We start from the raw sequence: 22,055 nt of genomic DNA on the forward strand, positions 1-22,055 counted from the left end.
CTGCGAAGATCAGCGGCGGTCGGGTACGCGTGCGGGGTAGAACACGACGAGGGTCGCGCGGGTCTCGCCGTGGAGGCTTTCGTAAGAATGGGGGCAGTTTGCCGAGAACGAGATGAAGTCGCCCGGACGAAGGTGTACTCGCCCTTCGTGCGGGCCGACCAGCATCTCTCCGTCGTGCACGATGAGGTGCTCCAGCACACCCTCGCCGTGAGAGCCCGATTCGTAGGCGCCCTCGGCCAGGCGCAGGTCGAATATCTCGTACAGGGCGCGCTCACCGGTGGCGCTGTGGACGAGGCGCAGCGCAAGTCCGTCGTCCCGGATCACCAGGCCTTCGCCGGCCCGGGTGACCTGAGGATCCGGAGTGTCCGCTGCCGAGAACAGTTCCGGCAGTGACATGCCAAGGTGCGTCGCCAGGGACGTCAGCGTCTCCAGCGTCGGATTGCCCTGCCCGCGCTCCAGCTGAGCCAGCGTGGCCTTCGCTACGGAAGCCAGGCTGGACAGTTCGTTCAGGGACAGGCCCCGGGCCAGCCGGGCAGCGCGGATCTTGCTACCGACCTGCATCGTCATGCTCGCACTCGTCACAGCCACCGAACGTACCCACCCCCCCAACGAGATGGCAAGATGCCCAATCGGTCGCTATAACGACCGGAAATGTGCGGCGCGGACCACGGCATCCGGCCCGGTTCTCGTATAGCCGCGGCCAACTGCCCTGACCCGCGGCCCGGTCCGCTATCGCGGGTAAACCGGCAGTGCGCACGCTGCGGTGTTCGGCTTGAAGTACCTGGCACTGATGAAGGTCGGACACAGCAGGCGCGCCCGAAGGGGCCGGACGGGCCGTCCGGCACCTTCGCCGTGTATGGGGGAGAAGCAGAACATGCTGGTCGTCGCAGAGTCGCGCGACGTGCCCCCGGATCCTGTAGGAGGTGCGAGAAGAGCTCTTGCGTACCTAGGGCGGCGGTGTAGGGGCACACCACGGCGGCTTCTACCTGTCCTGCTGGGACGAATTCAAGTGTGCGCGAAAACTCCACCCCGCCGGGGGACCGGGCCGCCGGTTGTGGCGCCGGTCCGGCAAAGTCGCAGCTTCGGGCTCTTTCTCAGACACGGTGTCGCCCTTTCACTGCTGAATCGTGAATCGTTCACAGCACGGCCGTATACCTGCCGTGCGCAGATGGTAGGGCGTTCATGCCGCTCACTGACAGTGATGTTTAATTGATGGCATTCATCGACGGAATCGATAGTAGGCGGCGGCATACTGACCATGGGGACACCTGGGATGCCGAGCGGATGGTGGCTCGATGGACCGTGAGCAGCTGCGCCGGCTCGACCTCAACTTGCTGCTGGCGTTCGATGTATTGATCGCTGAGCGCAACGTCACGAAGGCGGCCGAGCGGATGTCCGTCGGGCAGCCGGCGATGAGCGCTTCGCTCGCCCGGTTGCGGAAGTTCTTCGACGATCCGCTGCTTGTGCGGGAGGGCAGGTCCCTGGTCCCGACCACGCGCGCGCTCGCGCTGATCGAGCCGATCCGTGCGGCGCTGGACGCGATCGAGTCGACGATTCATGCCGGCCGCGAGTTCGACCCGCGGACCGATCACCGGACCTTCACGCTCATGGCCAGTGACTATGTGCTCTTGCTCCTGCTCGGCCGCTTGCTCGCCGCACTTGAGGTGGAGGCCCCGAATCTCCGCTTCACGGTGCGCCCCATCGCCCCTGACTTCGCCGAACAGATCAACCGCTCGCAGCTCGACCTCCTCTTCTTTCCCGATGAGCTGGTGACCGAGGGTATGCAGGCGAACTCGGCGACGCTGTTCACCGAGCGGCTGGTGTGCGCGGTCGACCGCGACCATCCTGAGGTGGGCGAGCAGCTGACCGAGGAGCAGTTCTGCAGGCTCCCGTACGTGTCATTCGACGGGACGCCGTCGCATACGATCAGCGAGCTTCGGCTTCGCGAGCTGGGCGTCGACCGACCCATCGATATCGGCACCCAGAGTTTCGTCCTTCAGCCGTTGATGTTGCCGGGCACCCGCCTCATGGCGCTGGTGCATGAGCGGCTCGGCCAGTACTTCGCCGAGCGTGTCGGAATCCGGCTCGTTGATCCTCCGTTTTTCGTCAGGCCCATGAGCGAGGCGATGTTCTGGCCGCCGGGGGCCGAGGGCGACCCGGCACACCGATGGTTGCGCGACCGCGTCCTGCGGGCCGCCGCAGCATGGAATACCTGAGCCGCTATCGATCTCGGTGATGGCTTCCATCGATATTCATCGCTATTTGCCCGGGTGTCCGGCACGTTAGCGTTCGACTCCCAAGCGCGCTGACATCGCACCTGGAATGCCAACGACGCCAGTCACACTTCGCCGCCACCGAAAGGGACGCTGCCGGACCCAGCGTTCCTGGGCGAGGCTCCGGAACGGCTGGTGGCCCAGTTCGAGGGATACGGATGATCGAGGAATGGCAGCTTGCGGAGCGATACGGAGACAAGAGGGCCGTCGATGGGGCGGACTTCGCGGTCAAGCCCGGGACTGTGACCGGGTTCCTGAGGCCGGAGGGTGCGGGTAACTCACCGCTCGGCACCGGGCGGTACGGCGGCTGCAGTTCTTCGTGTCGGAGTCGACGTGGGACTGCGTATGCATCAACGACCAGTGCCGTGAACTACTTCTGGGTGACCGGTCTACCGCGCCGCATGTGGAAGGTGTGCTGGCCGGTTGGTGTGGAGTTCCCTACGGACTTCGTCTTGTCAGGGTGATGTCGGGACGTCGAGCGGCAGGCCGGTAGGCGCTGTGCCGGCTCACCGGATCCGTTTGATCACGGTGGCATGCCCGCGGGACGAGCACCGGCCCACCCGGCCAGGAATCGGCGATCGCCACCAGCATCGCCCGCTGGAGCTGACTGCGCCGGTCAACCGGAAGGCGGCTGACTGTGCCGGTCAACCGGAAGGCCGGCCCCTGGCCATCCGTGCCCTTCTCACTTGTGCGGGTGGCGAGCGAGGTAGTCGGTCACCTGGGAAATAAGCGTCAATGCGAGCAGAGCCCCGCCCATCCCGCTCGCCAGGACCGTCGCGAGGCGGCTGCCGGCTCCCGGAAGCCTTCGGTTGATCCTCGCGAAGATGTCCGCTGCGGCCAGTCGCACTGCCTTGAGGTAGTGGGGCCCAGCGTGCAGTGTGACGGCTACCAGCCAGAGGTAGAACGTCGTGGCGTGCGTCGACATTGCGGCGTGGTGCGCGGAGGTGGGGCCGAGGAAGACGAGTAGCCCGCTGCCGAGCAGCATCAAGGTGAGGACGGTCAGGATCGGGCCGAGTACGCGAAAGTATCTCCGGGGCGGCCCGAGTCGGCGGAGTTCCGGGTCGCCGCGGTAGTACATGACCATCCGCCAGCCAGTGGTGCCCAGCTTCAGGGCGACCACGGGTGTCAGGACGAGTCCGATCGCGACGTGGGCGGTCAGCTGGTTGCGGACACCAAGGAGGGTGGTGACCAGTTGGGCTGCCAGGAGTGCGAGGAGCAGGACGCCGGCCAGCGCGGTCAGCCGAGTGTTCGCCGCCGCCCGGACACCTTCGGCTTTCTCGGCCAGGGGCGGCGCTGGTGCTCGTGAAGTCGAGTTCATGGGAGCTGGGCTTTTCTGGAGAGAGTCGTGCGGGCGATGGGCTGTTCCACGCCGCGTGTGCCGGGCGCCAGAAGGGTTTGACCAGGATGTTGCGGCGTGGCCGGCCTCGTTCGTGGGTCAGGCGGCGGCGGACGGCCTGGCAGGTTCTGGCTTCTCCGGCGAGGTAGGTGATGCCGGGTTCGTCCGGCAGGTCGAGGCCGCGGATGGCTTGGACGAGCGTGTCGGAGGCCGCGGAGCAGAACGCGCCGCAGTGTCGCCAGGCCAGGTCTCTTCCGCACCATGTGGGTAGCACGTCGTGGCGCGGGGCGGACTTGACGGCCCCGTGAACGTCTGCGGTCTCCGGAGGGCGGCCGGCATCGCGCCGATGGCGACGGATGCCGGTTCCCCTCCGGTGAACAGGTGGCACGGGCGTTGGCGCCGAGGAGACGCAGACGGCGACGGTGGGAGATCGATCAGGTCAGTGAGAATCGTTGCAGGTCGGCCGCGACGGTGATGGGACCGCGGTAGTTCTTTGCGACGCCCTCTTTCCACACATGGTCCGGGACACCTGCGTTGAGGTGGCTGAGGACGACGCTTCGTGCACCTGCCGCAGTGGCGACGTCTCCCACCTCCGGCGGGAAGGTGTGGGACAGCCGCCAGTAGTCGGGGTTGGGGATGTTGTCGGATCCCTTTCCGGCGAGTGCTGCCTCGTGCACGAGGATGTCGCAACCGGTCGCGAGGTGGGCGACGTTGTCGGATTTGCGAGTGTCGCCGGAGAAGACCACGGACTTTCCGCCTTCGATGTCGAACCGGAAAGCGAACGACGGGAACACGTCGTAGTGCGGTACAAGGATCGCGGAGACCTTGACGTACTCGTCCTCCATGACCGGGAACGGGCGCATGGCGGGAGCCGTGTTCTTGAACGACGCCCCCACGTCGGGCAGTGCGATCTCGTTGGCCTTCATGAGACCGCGTGGGTCGGGAAATGACAGGCTGCGCATGAAGTCGTTGGCACTGTAGGCGTACGCCTCCAAGCAGCGCGTGGTCAGATCGGCGATGCCCGGGGTGGGATTGCCGTTTCCCACGGTGGGAGCAGCACCTCCCGACCAAGGAGCCGGCAGGCCGCCAGCCGGTCCTGGACCGTAGACCTGCAACCTGGAAGGCGCGGTGTCCCCTCGCTTGCCGGCCTTCATCCAAGGGCCAACGTTCATCAGGAGGAAGTTGTAGTAGTCGGCGATGTGGTCGGCGTGCAGGTGGGTGATGAATATTGCCGCCAATGACTCCGGTGCCAGGCCGGCCTGCACGAACTGGCGTACCGAACCCAGACCGCAGTCGATCACGTAGGTCTTGCCGTGCACGTACAGCGCCGAGGAGATCCCGGTCCGGTCCGGATAGACAGCAGGCCCGGCTATGGTGCCCAAAGTAATCAGCTCAACGTCCTTGGTGGACTTCGCAGACGGTCGTGTGCTGAGGCCGGGGCGCGGTGTCGAAGCGGAGTGCGGAGCGGGGGAAGCGAAAGCGCTGCCCCCGAAGATTCCCGCGCCGCCCGCGGTTACTGCGGCAGCCAGTCCGCCACCGAGGGCGACCCGGCGTGACACGGTCCGTGGGTGCTCGCTGGACGGCTCGGCCGGGCCGTTCCCGTGCGATCCCGCGCTTGCCGCTATATCTCCGTCGCACATGGCTGTGAGCTCCCTACTTGTCGTTGCAATCGGTGGTGACTCTGGGGTGGGGCGCTGCGTCGATCACTACGCTGCGTGGCAAGGGCGAAGAACGCCAAGGGCGTTGTCCTGTCCGTCGGCTTCACGGCTTCACGGCGTCCTGCGGGTGGGCGCGGCTGCTCCAGGCTCCTCGACGAGCGATGCTCGTTTCGGTGTCCCGGCCCGGAAAGCAAAACTTCTCGACCTGGCCCGGTCGGGAGAATCTTGTGCAGGGCCGGGCGCATCATGCAGCAGTAGCCCTGGCCGGTCCGTGCCGGTCAGGGATCAGCCGACCATTCGGAGCGACGAAGCGGAACCCGTAGCAACCACCCGCTGGGGCGAGACGCAAGACGTGTTATTCGACGCCTTCTCGAAAATCGGGTAAGGCGAGACCCACCTGGCGAACGTGGGCAAGTGGCGATTTCATTGCCTGCGTCATAAAGCGAACCACTTCGATGTGTTGTCGGTGTCATCGGCAATGACCACGCGATAGCGGGTGTGCCGGAGGGGCGGGAATTCGGCTGGGGAAGTTCCGGTCGTCTCCCGCACCACTGCGAGTTCTTTCGACTGAGTCGGAGTTTAACGTGCCAGGCACTCGGACTAATAGCGATGCATATCGATGGCAGCCATCACCGAAATCGATAGCGGCTCAAGCGTTCAACGATGCGGCGGTCCGCAGGACGCGGTCGCGCAACCATCGGCGTGCCGGGTCGCCGGAAGCGGCCTCGCGCGGCAACAGGGCCTCTTGGTAGCCCGGGCTTACTTCGTCAGCCCGGGCTACCAAGAGGCCCTGTTCATGTACCACTCCCACCTCGTTCACCCGATCAGCAACCTTGTGCGCGAGGCGAGCTCGTTGATCGGAAAGCGGGTGGCTTCTTACTCACGTGACTGAACTGCTTTTGCCCGGACCCATGGGTCCCAGCATCAGGCTGTCCAGATCAACGGGGGAACTTCAGGCGGTCACCTCCTCCGTGTATCCGCCAACTGGCTCTCCAGGCCTGCGATGGTGGCATCAAGCGCAATACCGAACATGGCGTCCACATCGGCCTCAGCCGCCGCGGGCGGCTCTGCTTCATCGGGGCCGGTAGGCATCGGCGACAGGGACATCCACCGCCGTAGCGCGCCGTTCAGTTCGGCGACCAGTAGTCCGGAGAACACCGCGCACAGCACAGCGCTCACCCGCGGGATCTCGCGCTCCGGAACTCCCGCAGCACCCAGAGCGCCGGTGAGTCCACGCCAGAAGGGATCGTCCGGCTGGATGAAGTCGGGGCGTGTGAAGACGTGCGTCACGAGGTTGGGATGGCGGTGCGCCAGTGAGCGGAAATCCAGAGCGAGTTGACGCACGTTCTCCTGCCAGGGGAGGTCGTTGCGTTCCGCCGTGCGGAACTCGGAGCCGGCCAGCCTGGCCACCCCCTTCAGCAGGGCGTCCTTGTTCGGCACGTGGTGGTAGAGCGACATCGGGTTGGCGTCCAGTTCGGCCGCGAGTTTGCGCATGGTGAGCGCTTTGACTCCGTCGGCGTCGATGAGCCGGAGCGCTGCGGCGTAGATGCCTTCCTCTGTGAGAGGTGTGTCTCTCTTCCTCGTCCCTCGGGGGGCCTTTCTCGCGCTTTCCATACAGCGTATGGTACCACTGCTACCAGAACCATACGTTGTATGGAAACGCGGTTCCACCGTCTCGGTGGCTCCTGCTCCAGGCCGCTTCCACCCGGCCGCTGTCCCGCATCTCCGACCCCTCTGACCAAGGAGTGGCACATGAGTGAGATTCGCCCGATACCGACCCCCCGCGGCGCCCCGCTCGTCGGGAACACGCTGCAGATCCCGTCCGACGGGCCGGTCCAGTACTTCGCCGAGCTCGGCCGCCAGTACCCGGGAGGCATCTACAGGCTGCACATCGCCGGCCGCGAGGTGGTCTTCGTCTACGACCCCGACCTGGTCGCCGAGGTGTGCGACGAGACGCGGTTCGGCAAGCCGATCGACCCCCCGCTGTCCCACGTACGTGACTTCGCCGGCGCCGGGCTGTTCACGGCGCGCGACGACGAGGACGTCTGGGGCGAAGCCCACCGGATCCTGATGCCGGCGTTCAGTCAGCGGTCGATGAAGGCCTACTTCCCGCAGATGATGGAGATCGCCCAGGAGCTCATCGGCAAGTGGTCACGTCGTGAGGGGCAGACCGTCACCGTCGCCGACGACATGACCCGGCTCACCCTGGACACCATCGCGCTGAGCGGATTCGGCCACCGGTTCCACTCCTTCCAACGCGAGGAACTCGACCCGTTCCTCCAGGCGATGCTGCACGCGCTGACCGTGTCCATGGGGCGCACCCAGCAGTTGCCTCTGATCACCAAACTCAAGCGAGGCGAGGACAGGTCCTATCGGGACAGCATCCGGCAGATGCAGAAACTGGTCGACAGCGTCATCGAGGAACGCCGCCAGGGGGTCGGCACCGGAGAGCGGGACCTGCTGAGCCTGATGCTGGACGCCGCCGACCCGGTCACAGGAAGGCAGTTGGACGATGCGAACATCCGGGACCAGACGCTGACGTTCCTCATCGCCGGCCATGAGACCACCAGCGGCCTGCTCTCGTTCGCCCTGTACTCGCTGCTGCGCCACCCGCACGTGCTGGCCCAGGCGTACGCGGAGGTGGACCGGCTGCTGCCCGGGGACACCGTCCCCGACTACGAGACCATCATGAAGCTCGATGTCATTCCCCGCGTCCTGGACGAGACCCTCCGCCTGTGGTCCCCCATTGCGGCCATCGGCAAAGCGCCGCTGGAGGACACCGTCATCGGTGGCCGCTACCAGCTGAAGAAGGGCCAGAAAGCCATCCTTCTCCTCGAGCTGCTCCACAACCACCCCAAGGCGTGGGAACGGGCAGACGAGTTCGACATCGACCGCTGGCTTCCGGAGAACAAGGCCAAGCACCACCCGCACGCCTACAAGCCCTTCGGGAACGGCGAACGCGCCTGCATCGGCCGCCAGTTCGCCCTCACCGAGGCCCGCCTCGCCCTCGCACTCATCCTGCAGAACTTCGCGCTCTCGGACCCGAGCGACTACCAGATGCGAGTCAAGGAGACGCTGACCTCCAAACCGTCCGGCTTCGACATCCAGGTCAGGCGGCGCCGAGCGCATGAGCGATACGCCTTCGGTGACGACCCCGCCGAGCTGACCGCCGAGGAGGAGCAGCAGGCCGCAATCCGCGGTGTCGGCGTGCGCCTCGCCGTCGCCTACGGCTCGAACCTTGGCAGCTCCGAGGACCTGGCGCAGATCATCGCCGACCGGGCCGGGCGGGCCGGCTTCGACACCACGCTGACCACTCTGGACGATCTGGCGGACAACCTGCCGACCGAGGGCCTGCTTGTCACCGTCGCCGCGAGCTACAACGGCAAGGCCCCCGACAACGCGCAGCGTTTCGACGAGTTCATCGCCACCGGGCTGCCCGAAGACGCACTGTCCGGAGTGCGGTTCGCGGTGCTGGGCACGGGCAACACCCAGTGGACCACCTACCAGGCCTTCCCCCGCCGGATCGAGGCCGCCCTGCTTGCCGCCGGAGCCACCCCGGTCGTCGACCGAGGTGAAGTCGACGCCTCGGGCGACTTCGATGGCATGGCCTCCGCCTGGATGAACACCCTGTGGTCGACGCTGGCCGAGGAGTACGCCGCCGACACCGCCGCGGACGACGGTCCGCGCTTCCGGGTGGAAATGCTCACGGAGATCGACGTACGCCCCTCGATCGTCTCCGGGCAGGCGTACCCCCTGACCGTCGTCGCCAATGAGGAACTCGTCGGCGACCCGACCGGCTTGTGGGATTTCGGCATCGAACCGCCGCGCCCGTCGGCACGGTCCCTCACGGTCGAACTGCCGGAGGGCGTCGAGTACGGCACCGGCAATCACCTCGCCGTCTTCGCCAAGAACACCCCTGCGCTCGTCGCCCGCGCCCTTGAGCGGCTCGGCGTCGACCGCGACCAGGTGCTGCGGCTCGACCCGGCGACCGGGGGCGGCCGGACCCATCTGCCAGTGGGTGTGCCCGTCACCGCCGAACTGCTCCTGACCCAGTTCCTGGAACTGCAGGACGTGGCCACCCGCGCCCAGATACGCACGCTGGCCGACCACACCGAGTGCCCCTGGACCCGGCCCCAGCTGGAGGCCTACACGCCCGACACCGAGGAGGCCGAGCAGCGCTACCGGGCGGAGATCCTGGAAAAGCGGGTCTCGGTGCTCACGCTGCTGGAGCGCTTTCCCGCCGTGGGACTGCCGTTGGCGGTCTTCCTCGACATGATGGGGTCCATCCGCCCCCGCTTCTACTCCATCTCGTCCTCGTCCCTGGCCGATCCGCGACATGTGCGGCTGACCGTTGGACTTGTCGAAGGCCCCGCGCTGTCGGGTCAGGGCGAGTACCGGGGCCTGTGCTCGCAGTACCTGGGCCGGCTGGAGCCCGGAGACGTCTTCTACGGCTATGTGCGCGTGCCGTCGCCGACGTTCGCGCCTCCGGCAGATCCCGCGACGCCTCTCCTCCTCATCGGCCCCGGAACCGGCATCGCGCCGCTGCGCGGCTTCCTGGAGGAGCGCGCCTGGCAGCATGCGAACGGTACGCAGGTCGGCACGTCCCAGGTCTTCGTCGGCTGTCGGCACCCGGAGCACGACTGGTTCTACCGGCAGGAGATACAGACCTGGGAGAGGTCCGGGATCGCCGAGGTGCACACTGCCTTCTCCGCCCTCCCCGACCACCCTGCCCGGTTCGTCCAGAACGCGATCGCCGCCGCCTCCGATACGGTGTGGGGGGCCCTCCAGAACGGTGCGTACCTCTACGTCTGCGGTGACGGCCGCCGCATGGCACCGGCCGTACGCGAGGCACTCGCCGCCATCCACCGCGCCCGTACCGGAAGCGACGACGACACCTCCCAGCGCTGGCTCGCCCAGCTCGAGGCGGAGGGCCGGTACCAGCAGGACGTGTTCGCCTGACCCGGACCCGCGTGACCAGTGGGGCAGGGAACGAGCCGGTGCCGGAGGGCATGAGTGCCGTGTCAGGTCGTGCAGGGCAACCTCGGCGTACGGGCCGAGCGGCAGCGCACCGGCCTGGTACACCGGCCCCGGCATCCGCACGCGAGGGTCGGCACCCTCCTCCGCATTCCCCACGTCCGGGCCATACGGCCATACGGCCAGACGCCGGGCGCCTCGCAGCATGGCTCAGCCCCGCTGCGGTTCCGCCAGTCGTCCCAGCAGTCCCGCGACCAGGGAGGTCTGGGCGGGCACCGTGTCGGGGTAGATGAACTCGCCCCGGGCGTGGGCGTTGTCGCCGACTGCGCCCATGCCGCACAGCACGGGCAGGCCGAGGGCGGCGACGAAGTTGGCGTCGCTGGCACCGCCGACGGCGGCGTCGGGCAAGTCGCCGCGGCCCTGCTCGCGGGTGACCTCGCGGGCGAGGGCGAGGAGGCGGGCGGAGGCGGCGTTGAGGGTCATCGGCGGCCGGTTCCAGGCGTGGTCGATCTCGATGCGGACGCGGCGGTCGCTGACCCTGATGGCGTCCAGTGCGTCGTCGACACGGAGCTGTTCGGCCTCGCTGCTGACTCGGATGTCGATACTGGCGGTGGCCTCCCTGGCGACGACGTTGGTGCCGGAGCCGCCCTTGATGAGCCCGGTGTTGATCGTGGTGCCCTTGCCGGGCGCGGCGACGGCCGCGGCGGCGACCACGAACTCGGACAGCGCGGTGATCGCGCTCGCCCCGTCCTGAGGTGCGAGCCCGGCGTGTGCCTCGACGCCGGTGGCCGTGACCCGGAAGATCCCACAGCCCTTGCGGGCGGTCTTGACCGCACCGTGGGCGGACGGCTCCAGCACCAGCGTGGCGTCGGCCTGCTGCGCGACCTCCTCGATCACCGGCCGCGAGGACAGCGAGCCGATCTCCTCGTCGCCGTTGAAGAGAAAGGTGACGGTGGGCACCGGTACCCCGCTCGCCCTGGCCAGCTTCAGGGCCCAGATGCCTTGGACCAGGCCGGTCTTCATGTCGAAGATGCCCGGCCCGCTGAGCTTCTCCCGGCCGTCGTCGGACACCTCCGGCTGCTCCCATCCGGCGAGGGTGCCGGTCGGCCAGACGGTGTCGTAGTGGCCGACCAATGCGACGTGCCCGGTGCCGGTGCTGGTGTAGGTCAGCGCGAGGGTGTCGCCGCACTCGCCACCGGGGTGACGCTGTGCGTGGTCGGGCCGGCCGAGTCGGTGGACGGCGAGCGTGTGCAGGAGGTCCAGGCCCGCGGCGAGGCCGGGCAGGTCGTAGCTGCTGGTCTCGTGGCGGACGAGAGTCAGGATGTCGGTGACGATCTCCGGCGAGACGTCCTGGGCGCGGGCGGCGAGGGCGGCAGCGGGCAGTGCGGTCATGATCTGCTTTCTCGTACGGGGCCGGTGGCGGTGTTCCTCAGAGGCGGGTCAGCTGACGCCGAAGGGGAGGCCCAGCAGGTACCAGGCCACGAAGAACGCAATCCAGACGACCCAGACGACGGCGGCGATCGGGATCGTGAGGGAGGCCAGGGTGCCGATCCCGGCGGACTTGCGGTACTGCTGGATGAAGCCCAGGGCCATCACGAAGTACGGGCTCATCGGGGTGACGCAGTTGGTGACCGAGTCGGCGACGCGGTAGACGGCCTGGGTGGTCTCGGCGTCGATTCCGATGAGCATCAGCATGGGCACGAGCACCGGGGCGGCCAGCGCCCACAGGGCGGAGCCGCTGGTGATGACGAGGTTCATGAACGTGATCAGCACGGCGAGGGCGACCAGCACGGTCCAGCCGTGCATGTGCAGGTCGCGCAGCGTCTCGGCGCCCTTGACGGCGAGGATGTTGCCGATGTTCGTCCACTTGAAATAGGCGAGGAACTGGGAGATCGCGAAGAACAGGACGAGGATCGGCGCCATCGACCGGGTGCCGTCGGCCATCGCGGCGATGATGTCGCGGGCGGCGGAGAAAGTGCCGGTCATCCGGCCGTAGACGGTGCCGAGCACGGCGAAGAACACACCCAGGACGAGCGCCATCCCGCCGACCAGCGGGGAGTCGACGATGCCGCCGCTCTCGCCGCGCAGTGGTGAGGACGCGGGGACCATGGCCACCACCAGGAACGCGATGAGGCCGAGGGCGACCAGCCCGGTCGTGCGCAGCGCGCGGCGCTGCTGCCCGGTGACCTCGATCGCCTCCAGTTCCTCGGCGTCCGGTGCGGCGACCGGCTCGTCGGGCTCCAGGTCCCGGCGGCGGGCGAGGACCTTGTCGACGACGAGGGTGATCACCAGGGCCACCAGGACCGACGAGCCGACTCCGAAGAAGTAGTTGGCCAGCGGGGTGACGACGTAGTGCGCGTCGATGGTGTGGGCGGCGGCGGTGGAGATCGAGGACAGCAGTACGTCGGTGGTGGTGAGCGACGGGGAGGCGTCGTAGCCGGCGGAGACCGATACGTAGGCGACGATGCAGCCGAGCACCGGGCTGCGGCCCGCCGCACGGAAGATCAGTGCGCCGAGCGGCATGAGGGTGACGTAGGCGGCGTCGCCGGCGACATGGCTGACCATGGCCGTCATCGACAGGGCGAAGGTGAGGTACTTGCCCGGCACCCGCGCGACCATGCGGCGCAGCAGGGTGGAGAACAGTCCGCTCCGCTCCGCGACGGCGATGCCGAACATCACGGTGAGGATGGTGGCCAGCGGCGGGAAGGCCGCGAAGTTGTCGACGGCTCCCTCGACGGCCATGGTGAGGCCGTCCTTGCTGAGCAGGTTCTGCACCTTGATGATCTCGTGCGTGCCGGGGTGCACGGCGCTGACGCCGACCGCCGCCAGTACGGCGCTGAGGACGGCGACGACCCCCGCGAGGATCCAGAACAGCCAGAAGGGGTTGGGGAGTTTGTTACCTATCTTCTCGATCGCCGCGAAGCTCCGGAACGCGGTGCGCAGGATTCTCGACTGTGGCTCGGTGGCCTGAGGCTGAGCGGAGGTGGCACTCATCGGTACCCCTTCGTGCATTCGAGGGACGTTCCTGCGAACAGTGGCATCCAAGTGAGAGATTCTCTAGCCTTTGGATGTAACGGTAGGATTAACCGGCAGTTTAAAGTGGGGGACCATGACCCGCCCTCTCCTCGACGAGCTCGACCGGCGCCTCATCGGCGCGCTGCACGTGGCACCCCGGGCCACCTGGGACGACATCGGCGGCATCCTGGCCGCCGACGCCAGCACGCTCAAGCGCCGTTACGACCGGCTGCACCAGGCCCGGATGGTCCGTGCGATCGGGCATGCCTCCTGGGGCCTGCACTCCACGGCGATGCCGGTCCACGTTTTCCTGGACATTGCCGGCGAAACTCCGCTCACCGTCCTCCACCGGCTCCGCGATCTGCCCCACCTCCAGCTCCTGGCACAGATCTCCGGCGACGCCCCCCTCTACGTCGTCATCCACGCCCCGTCCGAGGCCGCTACCAGCGAGGCGATCGACCGGCTGTACTCCGTCCCCGGCGTCCGCCGCGTCAACGCCCTGCCGGCCCTCAGCACCCTGCGCCGGGGCATGACCTGGGACCCCCAGTTCCTCACCGACGCCGAACGCGCCGACCTCCTGAAGCTCACCGGCGCCCGCCGGGAGGGCACCGCGACCGCGAAACCCCCAGCCAAGCCGCTCACCGAGGCCGAACGCACCGTCGTCGCCCAGCTGATCCAGGACAGCCGCGCATCCGCCGCGAGCATCGCCCGGGCGGCCGGCCTGGCCACCTCCACCGCGCACCGCGTCGTCCGCCGGGTCCTCGACGAGGGATGGGTCAAACCGCGCCTGGAGATGGTGTCGGAATGGCTCGGCTTCCAGACCACCTTCCTGCTCCGCCTGCGAGTGGCCCCGGGCGGCACGCCCGACGTCATGCGCCGCATCGACCAGCTCCCCCAGACCCGGCTCGCCGCCCACGTCGCCAGCGACATGTCCGTCCTCGTCATGGGCCTGGTCACCGACCGCGCCGCTCTGGCGCTCTTCATCGACCACGAACTGGCCAAGATCCCCGGCATCCTTGCCGTCAGCGTCGACATCATGCTCGCCGAACCGCGCCGCTACTGGCTGGACCGGGACCTGACCTCCGGTCTCGGCGCATTCCACGCGCCGACGCTGCTCTGAAGCCCCCACGGCACCGGCGGACGGACGCGCCGGGCTCCTGGCCGACCACTTACTCGCAGGGCTACTACGACGAGCCCCTCAGGACTACGCACGCCTGCTGGACGCCGCGTACCAGCAGCTCGCCGGCCACCTCGTCTTGGTCTGAGACAACTTGAACACGCACGTCAGCCGCACTATGCGCGAGCTGATCGCCCCCAGACCATGGCTGACCGTCTACCAGCTGCCGCCGTACATTCCCGGTGCGGACCCGAGGTGCCGCGGCCGCCTGCCGCTACTGGATGTTCAGCAGGTGGGGGTGTATCGGTTCGATGGGACAGATGAAGATCCGCAGTGCGCCCCATCGGCCAGGAGTCAATCCGGTTGGCGCGCAGGCGCCCACGTGGTTCGCCTCGGAATCCTCGAGGGGGCGCCAGCTCTCGGAACCACCGTCCCATTCGCTGCTGTCGAAGCTGAGCAGAAGGTCCATCGACGCTCCGCACCGGCAGTTGACGGGCGCCGGATCGGTCAGATGCCAGGTTGCCCAGCCGCCGGCTTTGCAGCCGGGAGCGATGGACAGGTCGTACTGGTAAGCGAAATCGGTCTCCTCCAGCCACCGGTCGTCCTGGGCATCGAGTCGCTTGCAGAGCGCGTCGGGCAGCAGATCCGCGTACTGATACTCAGTCACCTGCTCGGGGTGCAGCACGCACGGGGTGGGCAGGTAGGCGTCGTGCGTGTCCAGGGGCTGCGGGGGCGCGCTGCCGGGCGCGGAGGCAACATCGGACGCGCGCCGCCAGACGAGGTGTACGTACGGGCCCCCGTAAAAGCGGGGCTGGCAGGGCAGATCCTGGTGAGTGGTGGGGCACCACAGCACTTGGAGGAGGTCGGTCCCCGAGGGAAAGCCAACGGTCGGGATATCACGGGCGTGCAGCTGGGCGACGGCTACCAGGGGGTTCGGCTCCTTATGCGCCTCGGACTCGTACCAGTGGGTGGTGTAGCGGATGAGGTCGACGGATGCGCCGCGGCGGCCGACTGCTTCGTCGCGCAGAGCGAGCTCCTCCGGGCTGCGCCGGCCGCCGAGTCTCGCGCCCTGCTGCTCCTCCCTCTTGGCCTGAGCCTGCTGCAACGCGATGACGAGCTCGGGGGCTATCGGCTCGCTGCGCTGCACCATACGAGGCGCGGTGCACGTGGGCCACGGCTCACTGGTGGGCCAGAGAAGCGGACCGCCGATCGAGCTGTCGACGGAGTCCGGCCTGCCGGGCCGTGGGTGCAGCCGGGTCGTCTCCCGGGCGTGGGCTGCCAGTTCGGGCAGTACAGCGGTGACGTCGATGGGGCGTGGTGGTGTCGTACGGGGCAACGTGCTGCTCTCCCAAGGCTGCTGCGATGCGGGCTGTCCACGCGCACACGTGACGGATGAGGCGGGGGCCATGTGAAACCGTGCGCGTGCGGCGCCCAACCGGCGAGGCGTGGTGCTTGTGTCGCTGCCGTTCAGGCAGGGAACGAGTGCAGGTTGGTCGCGGCGAGGGTTTGCTCCGCGTCGTGTGCCTCGAAGGTGCTCATGTGCTGGAATCCGAGGCGGGCAGCGAGCTTGAGTGAACGCTCGTTGGCTGTCTGGGTCACTACCAGGACCGGCTGGTCAGGCAGCTCGCCGGCGGCGGCGCGCAACGCGGCCGTGGCAGCTTCGAACGCCAGCCCTGCGCCCCAAGCCTCACGTCGTAGCAGGTAGGTCAGTTCCAGTTCGCCACCCTCCTCGGTGACGTGCCCGGGAAGGTCGGCGGAGCGTCGGTCGAGTGTGAGCGTCCCGAAGAGCCGGTCGGTCGTCTTGTCGGCGATGACGAACGTGCCGGGATTGCTGGTGATGCTCGTGGTGCCGATCGCATCGAGATACTGTTCGACAGCGCTTCGGGGCCTTGGGCCGCCGAGGTATTGCCGGACCTGTGGATCGGTCTGAAGTTCGATGAGGCCGTCGCGGTCGGTGTCGTGTGCTTTGCGCAGCCGGAGTCGATCCGAGGTGATCTCCGTGGCGGACAGCATGGACGAGGGGTTCATGGGATCCATCCTGGCTGAGAACCTGCCGTTCAGCCGTGGCGTTCCCCGATTCCGGTCACCCTTCGGCCCGATACGGCTCAGTGGTGGCCCCTTGACCTGCCCGATGGCCTCACCACCGAGGAGGCGGTGGGCCGGCAGACGCGGATGGCCGAGCAGGACGGCGTCGTGGTCACCTCCTCGGGCGATGTCCACTCCACTTCGGCCGGCCGGCCCCTCGGGTGCTCTCGGCTCAGCTGCTGGATATACCGGAGGTGTATCGGCCGCCGGACATGGAGCCGCTCGTGCAGCAACTGCTGGAAATCCGCGCGGAATTGCGTGGGGAGCCGCCAGCCGTCTGACGCCCGTGGTGAGCAACAGCCGACCTGACGCTCGAAGCGGCACGCACGCCCCGCGGCACGGCGTACCGAACGTGGCGACGGTGCTGGACACCCCGAACAGCCCGAACAGCCCGAATGTGCCGAACCTGAAGGAGGCCACTCATCAGCCAGCTCACCACCCGTCGTGCGCACGCCGTCGCCGGGATCAGCCGGGGGCTGGGCGCCGTGCCCGCACCCGGCCTGGTCATGGGCGGCGTGCTCGGCCTCCAGTGCGGGGCCGCCCTCACCACCCGGCTCTACCCCGCCGTGGGCCCGGCGGGGGTGGTGACCCTGCGCCTGTGCATCGCCGCCGTCATCCTCACCGCCCTGTGGCGTCCCGGACTGCGCTGGGACCGGACCACGCTCGGCATCGCGGCCACCGCCGGAACCCTGCTCACCATCCACCACCTCAGCTACTACGAAGCGGTCGACCGCCTCCCCCTGGGCGCGGCCACCACCATGGAGTTCCTCGGCCCCTTCGCCATCGCACTGTTCGGCTCCCGCCGGACCGTCGATCTCCTGTGGGCCTGCCTGGCCGCCGCCGGCGTCGTGTTGCTCAGCCACTCCGGCATCCCGCTCGACGCAGCGGGACTCGCCTGTGGCGCCCTCGCAGGATGCTGCTGGGGCGGCTACATCCTCGTCGGCAAACGACTCGCCGAACGCGTCCCCGACGGCCGCGGTCTGGCCCTCGCCGTGGTCTGGGGCTCCCTCCTCAGTCTCCCGTACGGCATCGCCCAGGCAGGCACCGAACTCCTCGCCCCCGCTACCCTCGCCCTGGCCGCCGTCGTCGCCGTCTTCTCCAGCGTCCTCCCGTACACCTTTCACCTCGAAGCGCTCCGCCGCCTGCCGCCTCGCACCTTCGGCGTGCTCACCAGCCTCGAACCCGCCGTCGGTGCCCTCCTCGGCCTCCTCGTCCTCGGCCAGCACCTGGCCGTCCCCCAATGGGCCGGCGTGTTCGCCGTAGCCCTCGCCTCCATCGGTGCCACCCGCACTCCGAACCGCGCCGCCGAGTCGGCCCCGGAGAGCACCCCCGAGGAAGAGGAAGAGGAAGAGGAAGAGGGGGCGGCCCGCGAGGAAGCGTCAGTCCGTGTCACGAAGAGCGCCGGCAGTCCGTGACCGGTGTTACCCGTCCGACGGACATCGAGTGTGCCGTGTAGGGCGCTCAACCAGGGCGCTCAGCGGTTTGCCGATGCGGCCGCTGGGGCGGTCTTCACCGTCGCGCGAACGGCCCTCTGCCGTGCTGCGTAGTCGTAGTCGTAGTCGTAGTCGCAGTCGCCGTCGCCGTCGCTTCCGACGAGCCGGGTGCACAGCACGAAAGGGACGCGAGGGATCGGACTCATCCACTAGTGTCGGCCGCATGACGCTGTCTCTGCGAGAACGAGAGCATTTTCTGGCGGAACCTCATATCGGTGCCTTGTCGGTGATGGAGCGGCCGGACCGTGCACCGCTCACGGTTCCCATCTGGTATCACTACACGCCTGGCGGCGAACTGTGGGTGCGTACCGGGCCTGATTCTCGGAAGGCGCGCGCGATTCGGTCTGCGGGGCGTTTCAGTCTGATGGTGCAGCGGACCGAGCCGACGGTGCGCTACGTGTCGGTGGAGGGCCCGGTGACCAGAACGGCGCCAGATAGTCGCCAGCGCTCCTGGGAGATGGCGGAGCGGTACCTCCCGCAGGACAAGGTCGCCGAGTTCGTCGCATACGACCAGACACACCTCGGGGAGCACATCGCCCTGTACATGCAGCCGGAACACTGGGTATCGGCCGACCTGGGAGCCTTCTGACGAAAGGCCGCGGCGCCCCGCCCAGAGCCAGAGCTCACCGAACGTCCAAGCCTCCGGTGCGCCCGGGACCACCACGCGCCCGCGGAGGCCCGGTCGGTCAGTGGTAGTGGCGCATGATGTCGGTGGCCCAGTCGGGTTGGGTGGTGGGGCCTTGGGGGCCGAATTCGGTCATGTAGGGCTTGATGTCGAGGACGGGGGTGCCGTCGACGGCGTCCAGGCCCTGGACGTGCAGGTCGAGGCCGTCGGTCTTGAGGAGGCGGCAGCGGGAGACGCCGAGCCGGTTGGGGCGGTTCTTGCCGCGCTGGGCGAAGATGCCGACCAGGGGCCAGTCGGTGTTGCCGCGCGGGTGCCGGGCCCCGGTCTGGATCTTGTCGGTGGGGACGCGGTCGAAGTGGTAGACGACTTCCAGGTGGGAGAAGGCGTCCAGGCCCGCAACCGCCTCCGGGCCGTACTGGCCGGCGTCCAGGCGGATGATCGCGGTCTCCTTGCCCCAGTCGTCGTCGCGGACCTCCGCCCGGCCGCCGACCACCCGGCCCACCGGCACCGAAACCACCGCGGCAGGTGTGCTGTTCTCAGACATGTGCAGTGCCTTTCGTCCAAAGGGTCGGTCAGTTGGCCGAGTTGGCCTACCGTACCGATGGCCTGCGGTCATCGGTATCCAGTACGTCGGCATCCGGTAAGTCGGTGTGCGTGACGTGCGTACCGCGCCAAAAGCGGTCCAGCCGCTAAAGGTTGTCCCGTAACTGAGGTCGGCGTCTCGGGCACACTGGCGCTGGTTGCCGCTGTGGTCCGGATCCTGGACAGGAGTTTGAGTGCTTGCAGTCCCGCGAGACCTTCCAGTTCTTCCACCGGGACAGTGCATGTTCCGCCCGCACACGGGCCCTGCGGAGGACGGCGTTCTCTGCCCAGCCTGTCATTGCAGGGTCGCCGTCTCCTCGGTGAGTCGATCGGGGATCGCGGACCGGGGCCAAGGACATGCCGTCCACCCTTCGCGCCGGTCTCCAGGCTCGTGGGCCGGCAGTGGCTGGGCCGAGCGGAGCAGTGGGTGCGGTCGGGCGCGGGCCGAGAGTCATCTGGCGAGGGGCGAGAAAGGGCAACCTGTGGTGCACACGGACGACCGCGACCACAACGGTTGTCCGCTGTTTCTCACTGCTTGCGGGTGAACCACGACGCCACGCCCTCGTGCCGACCGACAGTGGACGATCGCGCCCGCTATTGTCCGTTCTTGTGCCGTTGAGTTGTGCGTTTGTGAACCTCAAGCCCGGCGTCGGAAAGACGACGAGTGCTGTGTGGCTGGCCCATGCGCTTCATGAGTTGGGACTGTCGCCGCTGCTGGTCGACGGTGACCCAGCCTCTTCCGCGCTGCGCTGGAGCGAGCTGGCCGGTGGCTTTCCGTTTCCGGTGATCGCTCTGCCGGTGGGGGACGTCCACCGTCGCGTGAACGACTTCCTCGGCAACCGGCAGGCCGTCGTGCTCGATGCGCCCCAGCTGGAGGACCATCCCCGCATTACCCGCAGCATCATGAGGTACGCCGGTGAGTGGATCGTGCCCGTGACCCCCGCCCCGATCGAACTGGACCGGATGGCACCCATCCGCGGTGAGATGGCGGACGTGCAGTCCCTGCGTGCCGAGCCGGCCCGCACGGCGGTCCTGCTCAATCGCACCAACCGCCCCGATGCCACGCGCACCGGGCCCGATGCCGACGCTCGCGAGGCACTCACCGAGCGGGGTTTCGAGGTGCTGGACACCCAGATCGCGCGACTCGACCTGTACGCCCAATCTTTCGGGAACTCGGTCCAGGCCAAGGGTTCGGCGTACATGGACTTCGCGGAGGAACTGATCGAGCGTCAGGAAGAGGCATGAGCCAGCGCAGGGAAAACTACCGCGCCGCATTGCGGCGCGAGCAGGACGACGTCTCCGGACCCCGATCCACCAAGGTCACCACGCTGCAGAGCAGGTACGTCCGGGTGACCGTCGAGGTGGATCCCGACCTTCAAAGCGATCTGACGCGATGGGTGGTCCGGCCGGTCTCCTCGGTGGTGCTCGTCGGCACGACCGTCCTGCGTACCCTGGTCGACACCGTCGGCAGGGTGACTCGGCCCGGAGGCTAGGGCGTGTCCGCAAAGTCCCGTCGTCCGCCCGGAGGGCGGGGCCCTGCTCCATCCCGAGGACCGTGCCCGGACCGGAGCGGACCGGACCGGAGCGGGCTGAGGCCGGCCACCGCCTCGTCCGCGCCGCCGGTATCGAATCCCCCGGCGACGAGCACAGCTGTCTCTGGGGCGCCGGCCAGGTCCAGCCTCCTTCTGGGGCCCTGGCCCCGCCAGGTTCTCGGGTTCTAATGAACGTCGCAACACCCGACGTCCGGGTGGGGCCACGGGGCCTGTGGAACGGACCTGTTCGGTAGCCCGCTACGGGCGCGGGGTGCGCGCCTCGATCCGGTGGTCGAAGGCGGCACCGCCGACGCCGACCTGGGTCACCCCGCCGTCGACGGTGAGGACGGCCCCGTTGACGTAGGACGAGGCGGGCGACAGCAGCCAGTCGATCGCCTCGGCGACCTCCTCCGGATCGCCCGGCCGCCTGGCGGGAGTCAGCCGGTTCGCCTCCTCGTATGCCTCCTCGGCACCGCCCGCCAGCCCCGCCTCCGCCGCGAACCGCGCCATCCGCTGGTCGGCCATCTCCGTACGCACCCAGCCCGGGCACACCGCGTTGGCCCGCAGCCCCTGCGGCCCGTAGTCGACGGCGAGGGAGCGGCAGAGGTGGAGCAGACCCGCCTTGGACGTCGCATAGGCGGCATTGCCGACGCTGTTGCGGAGCGCGGCGACCGAGGCGACCGCGACCACCGTGCCGCGGGCCGCCAGCAGATGCGGCAGTGCGGCACGCAGCAGCAGGAACGGGCCCGTGAGGTTGGTCCGTATCAGCTCTTCCCAGTCCTCGACCTCGGTGTCGCCGACCGCGCCGCCCCGCCCGATTCCGGCGTTGAGCACCACACCGTCGAGTCTCCCGTAGGCCGCAACCGTCGCCTCGACGAGCTCGCACACGGCCTCGGGGTCGGCGGCGTCGGAAGGGTGGGCCAGCGCTCCGGTCTCCTCGGCCACCCGGCGCAGCGGCTCGGGCCGCCGCCCGGAGATCACGACCTGGTGCCCGGCGGTGCGCAGCAGCCGGGCGGTGGCGGCCCCGATCCCCGTTCCCCCGCCCGTCACCAGGACAACACGCTGTTCCGACATGCTCGTTCTCCTCCGAAGTGGTCAACTTCCGGTTCCCCGCACCGCGAGCATACGAAGCGCCGGCATCGCCGGGCCGACCGGGCACAGCTACTGTCGGCACCACAGCTGAGTGCGGGCGAGGAACGACCTCGGCAAAGGGCAGCGGCGAGCACAGCGGCCGCTAGGGTCTGTCGTTCGGATCAGGCCGGGCTCGCGGGGCCTGGTACGCACATCTGCGGCGTTGTCGTCACTCGCCGACGCTCCGCGTCGACTCCCTCCTCCGCCTTGCAGCTGCACGCACCAGGCCCCGCG

The 22,055-nt window shown here is 68.3% G+C and carries 19 protein-coding genes and 3 pseudogenes; 9 read left to right on the top strand and 13 right to left on the bottom strand.

Translation table 11 applies throughout. The features are described 5' to 3' along the window. Positions 1-9: 9 nt before the first annotated feature. Positions 10-567, bottom strand: a complete 558-nt coding sequence (locus CP981_RS33630) for a helix-turn-helix domain-containing protein (RefSeq protein ID WP_085922404.1) — start codon at positions 565-567, stop codon at positions 10-12. Positions 568-1,295: 728 nt separating this feature from the next. Between CP981_RS33630 and CP981_RS33635 the strand changes: the two genes are divergently transcribed. Next, a complete protein-coding gene (locus tag CP981_RS33635; protein ID WP_085922403.1) occupies positions 1,296-2,216 on the top strand; it encodes a LysR family transcriptional regulator in 921 nt (306 codons plus the stop codon). A gap of 739 nt (positions 2,217-2,955) precedes the next feature. On the opposite strand, the gene CP981_RS38990 is transcribed toward CP981_RS33635, so the two are convergent. The 3 genes and pseudogenes from CP981_RS38990 to CP981_RS33650 form a co-directional block, all read right to left on the bottom strand. After that, a complete protein-coding gene (locus CP981_RS38990) occupies positions 2,956-3,591 on the bottom strand; it encodes a hypothetical protein (RefSeq protein WP_244329909.1) in 636 nt (211 codons plus the stop codon). A 76-nt stretch (positions 3,592-3,667) separates the two neighbouring features. Then, positions 3,668-3,997 (bottom strand): annotated as a pseudogene (locus CP981_RS39620) (SIP domain-containing protein); the annotation flags it as partial. A 46-nt stretch (positions 3,998-4,043) separates the two neighbouring features. Continuing rightward, the gene (locus CP981_RS33650) at positions 4,044-4,991 is read right to left on the bottom strand and encodes an MBL fold metallo-hydrolase (protein WP_208853016.1); all 948 of its coding nucleotides are present in this window, start codon (positions 4,989-4,991) and stop codon (positions 4,044-4,046) included. A gap of 895 nt (positions 4,992-5,886) precedes the next feature. Here CP981_RS33650 and CP981_RS33655 point away from each other — a divergent pair. Further along, the gene (locus CP981_RS33655; protein ID WP_143658807.1) at positions 5,887-6,159 is read left to right on the top strand and encodes a hypothetical protein; all 273 of its coding nucleotides are present in this window, start codon (positions 5,887-5,889) and stop codon (positions 6,157-6,159) included. 68 nt (positions 6,160-6,227) lie between these two features. Here the strand turns inward: CP981_RS33655 and CP981_RS33660 are convergent, their stop codons facing one another. Then, entirely contained in the window at positions 6,228-6,881 is a 654-nt protein-coding gene (locus CP981_RS33660) for a TetR/AcrR family transcriptional regulator (RefSeq protein WP_085922400.1), read from the bottom strand. A gap of 138 nt (positions 6,882-7,019) precedes the next feature. On the opposite strand from CP981_RS33660, the gene CP981_RS33665 reads away from it, so the two are divergent. After that, complete coding sequence (locus tag CP981_RS33665) at positions 7,020-10,226, top strand: bifunctional cytochrome P450/NADPH--P450 reductase (protein ID WP_085922399.1); 3,207 nt, start codon at positions 7,020-7,022, stop codon at positions 10,224-10,226. Between the two features lie 225 nt (positions 10,227-10,451). Here CP981_RS33665 and CP981_RS33670 read toward each other — a convergent pair whose 3' ends face one another. Next, positions 10,452-11,633 carry a M20 family metallopeptidase gene (locus tag CP981_RS33670; protein ID WP_085922398.1) on the bottom strand — a complete coding sequence of 394 codons (1,182 nt, stop codon included), beginning with the start codon at positions 11,631-11,633 and terminating at the stop codon, positions 10,452-10,454. A 48-nt stretch (positions 11,634-11,681) separates the two neighbouring features. After that, positions 11,682-13,235, bottom strand: a complete 1,554-nt coding sequence (locus CP981_RS33675) for an AbgT family transporter (RefSeq protein WP_085922463.1) — start codon at positions 13,233-13,235, stop codon at positions 11,682-11,684. A 115-nt stretch (positions 13,236-13,350) separates the two neighbouring features. Here CP981_RS33675 and CP981_RS33680 point away from each other — a divergent pair, with 115 nt between their 5' ends. Beyond that, positions 13,351-14,376 (top strand): Lrp/AsnC family transcriptional regulator, encoded by a 1,026-nt coding sequence (locus tag CP981_RS33680; protein ID WP_085922397.1) that lies wholly within the window; start codon positions 13,351-13,353, stop codon positions 14,374-14,376. Positions 14,377-14,458: 82 nt separating this feature from the next. Then, positions 14,459-14,626, top strand: a pseudogene (locus CP981_RS39625) (IS630 family transposase); the annotation flags it as partial. A gap of 21 nt (positions 14,627-14,647) precedes the next feature. On the opposite strand, the gene CP981_RS33690 reads toward CP981_RS39625, so the two are convergent. Then, positions 14,648-15,709: a hypothetical protein gene (locus CP981_RS33690; RefSeq protein WP_085922396.1), complete on the bottom strand. Its 1,062-nt coding sequence runs from the start codon at positions 15,707-15,709 to the stop codon at positions 14,648-14,650. A gap of 131 nt (positions 15,710-15,840) precedes the next feature. Continuing rightward, a complete protein-coding gene (locus CP981_RS33695) occupies positions 15,841-16,401 on the bottom strand; it encodes a GNAT family N-acetyltransferase (protein WP_208853017.1) in 561 nt (186 codons plus the stop codon). A 542-nt stretch (positions 16,402-16,943) separates the two neighbouring features. On the opposite strand from CP981_RS33695, the gene CP981_RS33700 reads away from it, so the two are divergent. After that, positions 16,944-17,873 carry an EamA family transporter gene (locus CP981_RS33700; RefSeq protein WP_244329910.1) on the top strand — a complete coding sequence of 310 codons (930 nt, stop codon included), beginning with the start codon at positions 16,944-16,946 and terminating at the stop codon, positions 17,871-17,873. A gap of 59 nt (positions 17,874-17,932) precedes the next feature. Here CP981_RS33700 and CP981_RS37955 read toward each other — a convergent pair whose 3' ends face one another. Continuing rightward, positions 17,933-18,097: a hypothetical protein gene (locus tag CP981_RS37955; RefSeq protein ID WP_167536179.1), complete on the bottom strand. Its 165-nt coding sequence runs from the start codon at positions 18,095-18,097 to the stop codon at positions 17,933-17,935. A gap of 17 nt (positions 18,098-18,114) precedes the next feature. On the opposite strand from CP981_RS37955, the gene CP981_RS33705 reads away from it, so the two are divergent. After that, positions 18,115-18,540 carry a pyridoxamine 5'-phosphate oxidase family protein gene (locus CP981_RS33705; protein WP_085922395.1) on the top strand — a complete coding sequence of 142 codons (426 nt, stop codon included), beginning with the start codon at positions 18,115-18,117 and terminating at the stop codon, positions 18,538-18,540. Positions 18,541-18,637: 97 nt separating this feature from the next. On the opposite strand, the gene CP981_RS33710 is transcribed toward CP981_RS33705, so the two are convergent. Beyond that, the gene (locus CP981_RS33710; RefSeq protein ID WP_085922394.1) at positions 18,638-19,120 is read right to left on the bottom strand and encodes an SAM-dependent methyltransferase; all 483 of its coding nucleotides are present in this window, start codon (positions 19,118-19,120) and stop codon (positions 18,638-18,640) included. Positions 19,121-19,355: 235 nt separating this feature from the next. Next, positions 19,356-19,448: pseudogene (locus CP981_RS39630) on the bottom strand (IS5/IS1182 family transposase); the annotation flags it as partial. Positions 19,449-19,722: 274 nt separating this feature from the next. On the opposite strand from CP981_RS39630, the gene CP981_RS33720 reads away from it, so the two are divergent. Both CP981_RS33720 and CP981_RS33725 read left to right on the top strand, forming a co-directional pair. Then, positions 19,723-20,403: a ParA family protein gene (locus CP981_RS33720; protein ID WP_244329911.1), complete on the top strand. Its 681-nt coding sequence runs from the start codon at positions 19,723-19,725 to the stop codon at positions 20,401-20,403. Next, positions 20,400-20,651 (top strand): hypothetical protein, encoded by a 252-nt coding sequence (locus CP981_RS33725; protein ID WP_085922392.1) that lies wholly within the window; start codon positions 20,400-20,402, stop codon positions 20,649-20,651. The genes CP981_RS33720 and CP981_RS33725 overlap by 4 nt, the downstream gene beginning before the upstream one ends. 297 nt (positions 20,652-20,948) lie before the next feature. Here CP981_RS33725 and CP981_RS33730 read toward each other — a convergent pair whose 3' ends face one another. After that, complete coding sequence (locus CP981_RS33730) at positions 20,949-21,764, bottom strand: SDR family NAD(P)-dependent oxidoreductase (protein WP_085922391.1); 816 nt, start codon at positions 21,762-21,764, stop codon at positions 20,949-20,951. Positions 21,765-22,055 lie beyond the last annotated feature (291 nt).

This window comes from Streptomyces platensis (assembly GCF_008704855.1).
GTDB classification, from domain to species: domain Bacteria; phylum Actinomycetota; class Actinomycetes; order Streptomycetales; family Streptomycetaceae; genus Streptomyces; species Streptomyces platensis.